Annotated in this window: 8 protein-coding genes; all 8 read left to right on the top strand. The window is 49.1% G+C overall.

Annotation, left to right across the window (positions count from 1 at the left end):
* Nucleotides 1-2,427 (top strand): choice-of-anchor J domain-containing protein (locus K384_RS13825; protein ID WP_211245219.1); only part of this gene is annotated, 2,427 nt, incomplete at its 5' end.
* A 74-nt stretch (nucleotides 2,428-2,501) separates the two neighbouring features.
* Entirely contained in the window at nucleotides 2,502-4,817 is a 2,316-nt protein-coding gene (locus tag K384_RS13295; RefSeq protein WP_169737616.1) for a phospholipase D-like domain-containing protein, read from the top strand.
* Between the two features lie 17 nt (nucleotides 4,818-4,834).
* Complete coding sequence (locus K384_RS04615) at nucleotides 4,835-5,263, top strand: hypothetical protein (RefSeq protein ID WP_038029856.1); 429 nt, start codon at nucleotides 4,835-4,837, stop codon at nucleotides 5,261-5,263.
* A 90-nt stretch (nucleotides 5,264-5,353) separates the two neighbouring features.
* Nucleotides 5,354-5,764, top strand: coding sequence for a hypothetical protein (locus K384_RS04610; protein WP_038029855.1), 411 nt, complete (start codon nucleotides 5,354-5,356; stop codon nucleotides 5,762-5,764).
* 546 nt (nucleotides 5,765-6,310) lie between these two features.
* The gene (locus tag K384_RS04605; protein ID WP_038029854.1) at nucleotides 6,311-8,884 is read left to right on the top strand and encodes a TonB-dependent receptor; all 2,574 of its coding nucleotides are present in this window, start codon (nucleotides 6,311-6,313) and stop codon (nucleotides 8,882-8,884) included.
* A 93-nt stretch (nucleotides 8,885-8,977) separates the two neighbouring features.
* Nucleotides 8,978-9,409, top strand: a complete 432-nt coding sequence (locus K384_RS04600) for a DUF2147 domain-containing protein (RefSeq protein WP_038029853.1) — start codon at nucleotides 8,978-8,980, stop codon at nucleotides 9,407-9,409.
* A gap of 163 nt (nucleotides 9,410-9,572) precedes the next feature.
* Nucleotides 9,573-10,532, top strand: a complete 960-nt coding sequence (locus K384_RS04595) for a tryptophan 2,3-dioxygenase family protein (RefSeq protein ID WP_038029851.1) — start codon at nucleotides 9,573-9,575, stop codon at nucleotides 10,530-10,532.
* Between the two features lie 12 nt (nucleotides 10,533-10,544).
* A complete protein-coding gene (locus tag K384_RS04590; RefSeq protein ID WP_038029849.1) occupies nucleotides 10,545-11,837 on the top strand; it encodes a methylmalonyl-CoA mutase family protein in 1,293 nt (430 codons plus the stop codon).
* The last annotated feature ends 413 nt before the right edge of the window (nucleotides 11,838-12,250 follow it).

Below are 12,250 nucleotides of genomic sequence, written 5' to 3'. Positions count from 1 at the left end.
TGGCTGATTTCACCTGCTTTGACTACCGCTAATACATCTACACTTTCATTTGCTTACAGAACGAAGTTTCCCGGACCCGATTTAGTAGTGAAGGTATCTACAAATTATAGTGGAGGGGATCCTTCGTTGGCGACCTGGACAGACTTGGTAACGCTTACATCTGACGAATCTGATACTTGGAAAACCCAAACACCCATTGACATAAGCGCCTACGCCGGCAGCAACACAGTTATTGCCTTTGTATATACCTCTTCTACTTCGGGAGGCTCAGCTCGCTGGACTATCGATGACTTTGTGGTAACCAACGCTTCTGTGACTCCCCCCACAGCAACCCTGACCACTTCGGTGAGCAGCTTGCCTGACTTCGGGCAGGTGCAGAACGGGCAGGTATCTGCATCGCAGAGCTATACGGTATCGGGCAGTGACCTGACAGGAGATGTAACCATTACGGCACCTGCCAACTTCGAGGTGTCTTTGGACAACACGAACTTCAGCAGCAGCATTACTTTGGCTGCCGGTACCGATTTTACTCTTCCCACCTTGAATGCCACCACCATCTACGTGCGCTTTGCGCCTTCATCGGGTACCGACGGGGTAAAGACCGGCAACATCACGCACAGCAGTCCGGGTGCTGTCACGGTGAATGTGGCAGTGAGCGGCGAAGAGACGGGCAACGGTCCTTCGGTGGTGCAGGTAGCCAACCTGGCGGAGCTGCGCAGCAAGCCTGCCGATGGCACTACGGTTTACCAAGTCACCGGTGAGGTGGTGCTGACTTATCAGCAGGGCTTCCGCAACCAAAAATATGTGCAAGACAATACCGCCGGTATTTTGATAGATGATCCGGGCTCACCGGGCAAAATTACCACCACTTACAATGTAGGCGACGGCATCACCGGCTTGACGGGTACATTGAGTGTATTTGGTAATATGCTTCAGTTTGTGCCCACCGCCGATCCCGGGGCGGCTACTTCCACGGGCAATGCCATCGTGCCGGTAGATATTACCATGGATGATTTTATCAACAATTTTGAACAATATGAGGCGCGCGTGGTGCGCATCAATGAAGAGGTAACCTTTACCACTTCGGGTACTTTTGCCAACGGTCAAGTGTATGACTTTACCAACGGCACACTGACCGGTCAGTTCCGCACTACTTTCTACGACATGGATTATATCGGTCAGCCGGTGCCTTCCACACCTGTTATCATTACGGGTATTTTGAATGAGCGCAGCAACGGCAAATTCATTACTGCGCGCAACAGTGCCGATTTCGAAATTGTGGCACCTTATGTATATTATGCAAGTACTGCCGGCACGGTCGTGGAAGGCAAGTCGAAGGTCGTGCGTATCGACTTTTCGGAGCCCGCAGCGAGTGCTTCCACTATCGAAATCACTTTGGGTGGTCCGGCAGCAGAAGGTGCCGACTACAGCACTACGCCGGCAGCAGCTTCGGGCGTTGTCACGCTTTCGGTCAATGCCGGCGACAGCTATGCCGAATTGACCGTGGATGCCCTCGATAATGCCAACAACGATGGCGACCGCAGTGCCACCTTTACCATCACCGCGGCAAGTGGCGGCTTGAAGCTCGACCCCGACCAAGCGGTTGTTTATACCCTCACCATTGCCGACGACGAACTGCAAGTGCGCGAAATAGCCGAGGTGCAAACCCTCGACAACATGGGGGTATCTATCTTTGACGGCGCCACCGTGGAAGTGCGTGGTGTGGTGCATGGCATCAACATCAACCAAGTGTCGGGCACTTCTTTGCAGTTTGCCTTGATCGATACCGACCCCTTGGCCGGTTTGCAAGTGTTGTACAACGGCACTGCCGATTTGGGGTATGCCGTAGCCGAAGGTGATTCGGTACACGTGCAAGGAGTGGTTGATAATATCGACGGAATGACCGTCGTGGTGCCTTCTTCCATTCAAAAGATAGGTACCGGTGCCACTATGAACCCCATTGAGTTGGCGGCCGGCACTTTGCTTGAAGAAAAATATGAGTCGCAGCTGGTACGCTTGAACAAGCTGCAGGTAGTATCGGGTTGGGGTGAAGTAGCCAACGGCAAAGACTACTGGGCAGTGGTAGTAACCGACGGCAACCGCGACTACATCATGCGCATCGATAACGACAGTGACCTGTTCGGTACCGAAGCGCCGGCATATACTTTCTCTCTGACCGGCTTGGTGATGCAAGACGACGCCACCGCGCCTTATGATGAAGGCTATCAAATCATGCCGCGCACAGCTGCCGACCTCGAAGCCGACGCTACCACAGGCGTAGATGCCGCTTTCAGTGCGCAGGTGCGTGTGTATCCGAACCCGGCAGCCGGCAACTGGACCGTGGACAACCTGCGTGGGGCATGGGAGTGGACGCTCTACAACCTGCAAGGCGAGCGTGTGGCAGTGAAGAAATTATTGGTAGAATAGTCTTATTTTTGCTTACCGGCGGCTGCGCCAACGCACGCCGCCGGGTTTTTTACCTAAAACGAATAAAAACAACTATGAAACAAAGACTAACGCTTTCTGTTGCACTGCTGTTGTGGACCTGCCTCAGTTACGCTCAAACTGTAATGAGCATAGCCGATGCACGCCAGCAGTCACTGGGTACGGTCGTGACGGTGGAAGGCATCGTTACCAACGATGACACCTACGACAATCGCAACCGCAACCGTGCCATACAAGATGCTACCGGTGGCATTTGGATTTATGCCCCCGGCGATGCGACCCTACAAGGACTAAAAGAAGGGGACAAAATACGGATTACCGGTGAACTCGGCGAGTTCCGTACACTGTTGCAAATTGTAAATCCCTCTTCTATTGAAGTCCTCTCATCGGGTGAGCCTGTGCCAGCCCCGGTGGTGCTTACCGTCGATGATCTGAACAATGCCGCCGTGGCTGAGCAGTACGAAGGCATGCTGGTGAAAGTAGAAGACGTCATTATTGATACCGGTGACGATGTGTTTGGTTCCGGCTCTTCGGGGCGCAGCTACGATATCGATGACCCCAACAACCCCGTAGCCGGCAATTGTTTTCCTATCTCTTCCGATTGTGGTCCCGTTTATCGCATCAATCCGGGCAATAGCTTGGTAGGGGTGGAAATAGCCAGCGGCTTGGTGACCCTTTCCGGTCCCTTGGGTTCTTTCGACGGCGTCTATCAAATCGTACCGCGTGGTATCAAAGATTACGAAGTGGGACTGGCAGTAACCAATTTGCAGCAGACAGATGTGTTTACCACCCGCTTCACACTTACCTGGGAAACCAACATTTCCGCCAAGCATACAGTAAAGTGGGGACACCTGACGCTCAATTCTGTAGTAGGGGGTGAAGCTATTTACGACACTACCTTCATCGGTACCATAGAAGGGAACGATTTCGTAAAACAGCACAGCGTGGAGGTAACCGGCTTGTCACCGGCATCGTTCTATTTCTTCAGCATACTCAACGAAACAGAGGAAGGCAAAAAGGTAACTGTATATGATTTCTTTGCCACGGCTTCCGAGTCTGCCGGCACCATCCGCGTGGTATTCAACAATGCTGTAGATACCCAACTCAGCCAGGGCAGCGAGGCAGAAGTGAACACCAAGATAGATAACCTGATTGCCTCTTATATCGATATGGCGCAGGTGTCGGTAGATGTGGCTATGTACAACGCCAACACGGCCGGTGCTTCCAAAATTATTGACGCTTTGAACCGGGCATACCAGCGGGGTGTGCAGGTGCGTTATATCTATGACCACAGCCGTACCAACTCCGCTTTGAGCAACCTGGATGCCGGCATTCCCCGTTTGGGCGACGACAACCGCACCGACGGCATCATGCACAACAAGTTTGTTGTGATTGATGCCGACAGCCGCACCAACAGCTACGTTATCACCGGTTCGGGCAACTGGACAGACAACAACCTCTTCGACGATCCCAACCACTTCCTCTTTATTCAAGACCAAACCTTGGCGCGTGTGTATCGTGCCGAGTTCGAGGAGATGTGGGGCAGCACTACTGCCACCCCCGATGCTGCGAAAGCACGTTTCGGCTCTCAAAAAATTAAAAATACGCCTTCGCAAGTGATGGTGGGCGGCAAGAAAATAGAGGTTTATTTTGCTCCTACCGACAACACCAAGTCGGCAATTCAAAACGCCATTTATTCTTGCGACAATGATTTGCGCTTTGCACTTTTGTTGATTACGGACAGTGACTTGGCAGCCGCCATCGACTCTATGCAAAATGTAGGATGGGATGTAAAAGGTGTGGTGGACGACCGTGATGAAGATACCGGACAGCCGGTAACGGGCAGCGAAGTGAATTGGCTGATCGCCCAAAATGTAAACGTTCAGCGCTACAGTTTGCTCAATGGCGACCAGCTGCACCATAAGTACCTGATTGTAGATGCGGCGCGTCCTTCTTCTGACCCCCTGGTGGTGGCAGGCTCTTACAACTGGAGCACTTCTGCCAACACCATCAACGATGAAAATACACTCATCATTCATGATGCAACGGTGGCCAATTATTTCCTTCAGGAATTTGGCGAGCGTTACTTCGAAGTGGCCGGCATCCGTGATGCCTACCTGACGCCCATAGAAGACCTCCAGGCAGAAACCGTGGAGGTATATCCCAACCCGGCAAAGGGACGTTTCATGATTCAGCATTTGCAGTCGGGTGCCCGTCTGATGCTCTATGATATGAAAGGGCGCGTATTGTGGAATGCTACGGCTGCCTCACGCTCCATGGAAGTGGAAGCCGCCCTGCAAGAAGGCTTGTACTTGCTTCTGATAGAGCAAAATGGCAAGCAGCTTATTCAAAAAATAATGATTCAACGCTAAGCAAAAAACGAAAAGCTATGATGAAAAAGGTATTGTATATATTCCTGTTGGCGGCGCTTTCGCTGACTGCCTGCGACAAACCCAATCCTTTGCCTTCGCCTACACCCCAAGACCTGATACAGGGGGCTTGGCTGCTGGGCTCGGTGAACATCACCGAGAACGGTTTGCCCGTAGAAGATGTGAGTGCCTACAACGGCTTTGTCTTGAAAATAGAAGGCTTCAAGTATTATGTGAGCAACGGCAATGAGGCGTTCCCGCAGTCCGAAGGAGAGTGGGGATTTTTAGATGAAACTTACAAGCAAATTCGCCTCGATGATGGTACAATTATTGATATAACTACTTTGAATGCTGATACCTTTAGTTTTACCTTTGAGCGCAAAGGTAGCAGTGCGGCAAGAAACAATATTGTGCCAACCCGGGTGTTTACCTTTACGTTGAAGAAGTAATTAACAAAAAGGCAAACATCTTTTGCTTGGAAAAAAGAGTAAAATAAGTTTAATTGTAGGACAAATTTAAAGTACTAAATTCAATAAGTTATGAAAAAGAACCTTCTCAATCTCTTGGCTTTGACCCTGATTCTTTTCGTTGCTGTTTCTTGTAAAAAAGACAGTGGCGACAGTGGTCCTTCGTTTAAGGCTTATGTAAAGGTATCGGATGTGACTGTGCAGCAAGGTAGCTTGCCTGCCGAATACGAGGCTATCAAAGGGAAATCGGCTACCTTTACCGATACCCAGTTTACCATAGGCAATGTATCGGGGACCTACACCTACACACCCGGGCAAAACAACGACCCCGGTACGGTTACTTTGAGCCCTGATATCTACAGCGGTGGTGACAGCAGCTACAAAGTTACCTTCACCAACAACACCATGGTATGGAAGAAGAACATTGCTGATCCCAGCAAAGAGATTACTAACAAAGTAACTATTACCTTCACCACCCAGTGATTGTATTTGCATAAAAACAAAAAGGGCGCTCCCGACCGGAGTGCCTTTTTTGTTTGTTTTGTTGCATTTTTTCTGCCTGATTGAATAGAGCAGCCCGGTGAGGTGCCGCGGCGCTTGTTCTTTTTTTGCATGCCGAAAGAATCGCAAAAAACAGCATAGCTGGACCGGATAAACTTCGGTATGTCCGCCCAAAGTCCGTTGGTGTGTTTGAAATTGCCGACAGGGGAGTAGTTTTGCTTGTAATGCCTTGGCAGGCTGTTGATTATGTATTGTTTTTGTTTTTTATAACTGATGTGTCACATGTAAGTGAGCGTGTTCATAATGATACATCTTCTTATATGCTTGATTATTAGCCTTTATTTTATTGCCTTGTTATTTTATTTGTTTACTTTTTTTGTCTCCAAAGTCTATTTTGCTTCTTTTTAATACACAGTATTACATTTCTTCATATTGTTTTTGCCTGGTATTTATTATTGTGGTTTGTTTTTAAAGTTTAAATTTATTGGGACAAAAGAATTTTTGTTAACCTCTAAAAAAAACAAACCTATGAAGCACTTTTTTATCTATTGCATGCTACTGCTTCTGTCATGGCAAGCTCATGCACAAGTAGAAGTCAAAGGGCGGGTGCTTGACGACGAAGGCAAGCCCCTGCCCGGAACCACAGTCTTGGAAGAAGGTACTTCCAATGGAACCGCCACCGATGCTGACGGGCAATTTACTATGAATGTAAGCAGTCCCCAAGCAGTGCTCTTGTTCGAGTTTGTAGGTTATGAGCCTTTGCGTTACCCTTTAAACGGACGTACGAGCATCGAGGTGCGCTTGAAGCCTTCGGCTCTGAGCCTGCAGGAAGTAGCCATTGTGGGTAGCCGCAGCCTGAACCGTTCGGTTACCGAAACCCCCGTAGCCGTGGATGTGCTCGATGTGCAGAAATTTACCAACGACTACGGACAAGTGGAAATCAATCAGCTGCTTCACTATGTGGCGCCTTCGTTTAATGCCAACCGCCAATCGGGTGCTGACGGCGCCGATCATATCATGCCGGCTACGCTGCGTGGCTTGGGACCCGACCAAACGTTGGTGCTTATTAACGGCAAGCGTCGTCATCAGTCTTCTTTAATCAATATTTTTGGCTCGCGCGGCCGGGGCAATACCGGCACCGACCTGAATGCTATTCCGGCGGCTGCCATTGAGCGTATCGAAATTTTGCGCGATGGTGCCAGCGCCCAGTATGGTTCCGATGCCATCGCCGGTGTGATTAATATCGTTTTGAAATCGGATGTAGATAAAGGGTCGTTGAATGTCACGACCGGCATGTATAATGCGCAGCCGCCTTCACAATATGACGTGAAAGCTGATAAACAGTTTGATGGTGAAACGGTGCAAGTAGCAGCCAACTATGGCGTGGCTTTAGGAAAGAAGGGTTTTATCAACACTACCATAGATTTCTTGAAACAAAATCACACCAACCGGCCGGCTGACCCTGCCAAGTTTGATATTTACCGTCGCCAGTTCGGTAGTGCGGCGGTGGACAACTTCCGTACTTTTGTTAATGCCGAGCTGCCTTTGAACAATACGGCAGCTGTGTATGCCTTCGGCGGGTATAGCCAGCGCTATACGGATGCTTATGCCTGGACTCGTGAGGCCAACAGCGAACGTAATGTGCCACAGATTTATCCCAATGGCTTTGACCCTCGTATTACTTCCGACATTCGCGACATATCGTTCTCGGCCGGGGTGCGCAGCAAATTTAAGGGCTGGGATGTGGATTTCAATAATACCTATGGACGTAATTATTTCCACTACATTATCGATGGCACACTGAACGCCTCCTTGGGCGTGAAGTCACCCACCCGTTTCGATGCCGGCGGGCACGCTTTCAGTCAGAATATTACGGGCCTGCATTTTACCCGTTATTATAAAAATATCATGCAAGGCTTTAACTTGGCATTTGGTACCGAATACCGCATCGACCGTTACCAAATATTTGCCGGGGAAGAAGCCTCTTGGAAAGATTACGACGACCCGGACGACCCCAACTCCAAACCCGGCGGCTCACAAGGATTTCCCGGCTTCCGCCCCGAAAACGAAGTGGATGAAAGTCGCTATAACCTGGCGTTTTACATAGACGGCGAATTGGATATTACACAAAAGTGGCTGGTGGCTGCCGCTGCCCGCTTCGAAAACTATAGCGACTTCGGCAGCACCTTCACAGCCAAATTGGCTTCGCGCTATGCTTTGAGTAAACAATTGGCTGTACGTGGGTCCGTGAGCACCGGTTTCCGTGCCCCTTCTTTGGCGCAAATATACTATAACACCACCTTTACCGATTTTGTATCGGGGCAGCCGGTAGATAAAATCATTGCCAAAAACAACAGTCCTATTACCCGCACGCTCGGTATTCCACAGCTGAAACAAGAAGAATCGCTGAATGCCAGCTTGGGCTTCACCTTCTCTAATGATGTCTTCTCCGCGACAATAGACGGATACATGGTCGATGTGCGCGATCGCATAGTGCTGACCGGTGCTTTTGAAGACACCGATCCCGATATTGGTGCCGACTTGCAAGCTTTGGGGGTAGGCGCTGCTCAGTTCTTTACCAATGCCTTGGACACCCGTACCTTTGGCTTAGATGTTATCCTGGCTTATGTGTTGCGTATGAGTGAAGAGCATAGCTTTACCTTCAGCTTGGCCGGCAACTTCAATACGATGGAATTAGGTGCTGTAAAAACCAGCGCTAAGTTGCGCGGTAAAGAGGATATTTATTTTGGGGAACGTGAAAAACATTTTCTTTTAGCTTCGGCACCGCCCAGCAAAATCACCGCCAGCATAGATTATCAGCGCAACCGCTTCAATGCCAACATAAGAGCGGTACGCTTCGATAAAGTGGTGCTTATCGATTGGTTGGGCACCGAAGACATTTACAACCCTGTGGTAGTGACCGATGTAACCTTGGGATATGATTTGTATAAAAACATATCCTTAAAGATAGGTGCCAGCAACCTGTTTAATGTGTATCCTACACAACAAGACACTGAAACAGAGACCGGTGGCTTGTGGGATGCCGTGCAACATGGCACCGATGGCGCCTTCTACTTTTCTAAACTCATTGTTCGATTCTGAAAAAAATATTATGCATGCATTGCATTTTTCAGTAGAATGTTCTATTTTGTACAAGCATTTATGTGCTAAGTACAAAAACAAAAAAGTAAAACTATGCTGAAAAAAACACTCCTCTCACTGTTTGCCGTGCTGTTGACCAGCGGCTTGCTGTTTGCCCAGAAAGACATCACCGGGGTTTGGAAAACCATCGATGATGAAACCGGCAAGCCCAAGTCTCATGTACAGATTTACAAAACGAAAAGTGGCAAGTATGCCGGCAAAGTGGTAAAAATCCTTGACCCCAGCCGTCAAGATGCCGTTTGCGACAAATGTAGCGACTGGCGCAAAGACAAGCCCGTGATGGGCATGGTCATCGTGTTGAATATGGAAAAAGATGGCGATGAGTACACCGGCGGCGAAATCCTCGACCCTAAAAAAGGGAAGGTGTATCGCTGCAAAATGTGGCTGGAAGATGAAAATACGCTGAAAGTACGCGGCTATTTGGGACCGTTCTACCGCACACAAACCTGGTACAGGGTAGAATAGCCAAACGGCATACCACAAAGAAGGCACCTCTGCTGAGGTGCCTTTTGTTTTTTGCCCATACATACCCATGCCCCGGTATTTTTAGCTTTACTTTATTCAAGTCGCTTTTGTACAATACTTATTTTTGCACTAAAATTGCCTGTATGAAAAACCATCATTCGTTATGACCTACCAAGATTTAGACGAAAAAGTATTGGAACAACTCCGGCAGTTATCACAGCGATATGCTCAAACAGGACAAGACTTGGCTTCCAACCTGGAGGGGCTGCTCTACACCGACTATCTGAAATATTGGGATTACATTGCCCTGGATACATTGATGACCTTGCAGCATCCGCGCACCACTTTCCCCGATGAGATGATATTTGTTGTGTACCACCAAATAACGGAGCTTTTCTTTAAGCTCATACAGTGGGAGATAGACCAAATGCTCAATGCGGATGAGCGTCTTTCATTTGCAGTATGGCATGACAAGATGCAGCGTATCAACAGATACATGGATATTTTGGTGCGCTCTTCGGATATCATGAGCGAGGGGATGGAGTATGAGCAGTTTCGTAAATTCCGTATGGCGCTATTGCCGGCAAGCGGCTTTCAGTCAGTACAATTCCGGGAAATAGAAATCAAATCAACGCATTTATGGGAGTTGCTTGACAAAGCCCAACGGCAAGACCGGCAAGCAACCGGGTCACCGGAAGAGCTATATCCGTTTATTTACTGGAAGCGCGGGGCTATTGAAGAAGAAACCGGCAAAAAAACCATTACCTTGCAGCACTTTGAGGAGAAGTACGATGCACATCTGCAGCAGCTGGCGCGGCAGCATGCACAAAAGAACCTGTATGCTTTACTGGAACGTCGCCTCGTGCATATGGGTAATGAAGAACAACAAGCAATTCGTGAAGAGTACCGTCGCTTCGATAATCGTTTCAACGTAGGTTGGCGCCTGGCTCATTTGCGGGCAGCAGCCAAGTACTTGATGAAGAAGAAAGGCGAAGCCGTAGCGGCAACCGGTGGCACCAACTGGACGAAATACCTGCCGCCCCGCTTTCAGAAAATCATATTTTTCCCCTCGCTTTGGACAGAGGAGGAAGTTGCCAAATGGGGCACACAACTTATAGATTAAAAAAGCCTGCTTATGAACATGGAAAAAGATATTCAATCGTTGTTGAGTGAGTTTCCCGCCTATAGCAAGAAGGACTGGGTTCAGCTGATTGAAAAAACGCTAAAAGGGGGAAGCTACGAGGATTTGGTAAGTCTTACGGAAGAAGGCATAGCTATAGAACCGGTTTATACACAGGAAGATCTGAATGATGCCACGGTGCAAAAGCGTCATGCTTTATTGCAGCGCCTGGCACCGAAAGGCTGGAAAAACCGGGTTGTGATCTATCCGTCGAAGCAAGCGCCTCAAGAGCCCCTGCATGAAGAAGCAGCGAATTGGGGGGCAGATGAATTCTATTGGGAACAACTGCCCGGTGCTGTCTTGCCGGCTGCCCCCGCTTATGTGATTGATTGGCAGCAAATAGAGCGACCGGCAACAGCTTGCCTCATAGACCCGCTGACCGAGAAAATCATTTCAGAAGGGGCACCCTTAAAGCGGGAAGAGTGGGACCGCTTGGCCGATTTCCTGAAACAACACCCACAGGCAGGCTTGGCGGTACAGGGGCGTAACTTTCAAGAAGCCGGCTTGCCTTTAACCCATACTTTAAGCTATACATTGGCGGCAGCCATTACTTATGGCATAGAGCTGCGGCAACGTGGCATAGACCCTTACGAACGTATGGAGTTGAGCTTCTCGATAGGAAGCCGCTATTTTATGGAGATAGCCAAGCTGCGCAGTGCGCGTTTGTTGTGGTTCCGCCTGGCGCAGCTTATCGAGGCACCCGGGCGGTTGCCGCTGCATGCACGCACGGCGCTCTACAACAAAACTGCTGCCGATGCTTACAATAATTTGTTGCGTGCTACAGTGGAAATGGCCGCAGCAGTGGTGGGGGGCGCCGATGTGCTTACAGCCGATCCTTACGATTATATCAGTGGGCAGCATAGCGCTTTTTCAAGGCGCATTAGCCGCAATATTCCCATCATGTTGAAGGATGAGAGCTACCTGGACAAGGTACAATTGCCGGCATCGGGCAGTTATTTTGTGGAAGCTGCTACCGAAGCTTTTTGTCAACAAGTATGGCAGCAATTGCAGCAGTTGGAAAGCATGGGCTGGTTGCGCGAGCCGGCAGCCGTAGAACAACTCATGCGCGATGCAGAAAAAGCAGTTGCACAACTTACCGGGCGTTTGCGTTCAGGGAAGCAGGTACTGCTGGGCGTGAACAAATACCCCAACCCCAATGACCAACCACTGCCGGTAGAAGCTGCTTTGTTTAAAGGAAAGGCGTTGCCTTTTATTCGATACGAAACCTTGGCAATGCCGGAGGCATGATTTTGTAAAGCTTTTTAAAGATTCGAAAAAGCAAAAGACATGCTCATGGCAGCGTGTCTTTTGCTTTTTTGCTTTCTCCGGCTTCCCAAGCAAAGTAGCCACGACAAGTAAAAGCATTTTTCTATTTTTTAAAAATTAAAATACTTTGATTTTCAAAGTTTGCTTATCCGGACTTTGATCCATGCTTTACTAATAGGGCTTGTGGTGTGTTTGTCTGTTTCCTTTTGTCATTTCGAACGGAGCGCAGCATCTCGTTCTCATTGCCTCGTGCTTGCTTTTGTATTTTTTGCTACGTCGAGCGGGCACAAGTCATTTCATCAAAGCAAGCAGCGCAAGAGCGATTTCCCGTTTACGCTCGAAGTGGCAGGGAAAGGAGAGATGACAGGATAGAAGCTTTGCGGTGACAGAGGATG

It is taken from the genome of Thermonema rossianum DSM 10300 (genome assembly GCF_000426825.1).
GTDB classification, from domain to species: Bacteria; Bacteroidota; Bacteroidia; order Cytophagales; family Thermonemataceae; genus Thermonema; species Thermonema rossianum.
This window is presented reverse-complemented; position numbering and strand designations above follow the sequence as displayed.

Excerpts from the sequence above, each read along its gene's own strand:
- K384_RS13295 (WP_169737616.1), top strand. The coding sequence starts at position 2,502 with ATGAAACAAAGACTAACGCTTTCTGTTGCACTGCTGTTGTGGACCTGC.
- K384_RS04615 (WP_038029856.1), top strand. The coding sequence starts at position 4,835 with ATGATGAAAAAGGTATTGTATATATTCCTGTTGGCGGCGCTTTCGCTG.
- K384_RS04610 (WP_038029855.1), top strand. The coding sequence starts at position 5,354 with ATGAAAAAGAACCTTCTCAATCTCTTGGCTTTGACCCTGATTCTTTTC.
- K384_RS04605 (WP_038029854.1), top strand. The coding sequence starts at position 6,311 with ATGAAGCACTTTTTTATCTATTGCATGCTACTGCTTCTGTCATGGCAA.
- K384_RS04600 (WP_038029853.1), top strand. The coding sequence starts at position 8,978 with ATGCTGAAAAAAACACTCCTCTCACTGTTTGCCGTGCTGTTGACCAGC.
- K384_RS04595 (WP_038029851.1), top strand. The coding sequence starts at position 9,573 with ATGACCTACCAAGATTTAGACGAAAAAGTATTGGAACAACTCCGGCAG.
- K384_RS04590 (WP_038029849.1), top strand. The coding sequence starts at position 10,545 with ATGAACATGGAAAAAGATATTCAATCGTTGTTGAGTGAGTTTCCCGCC.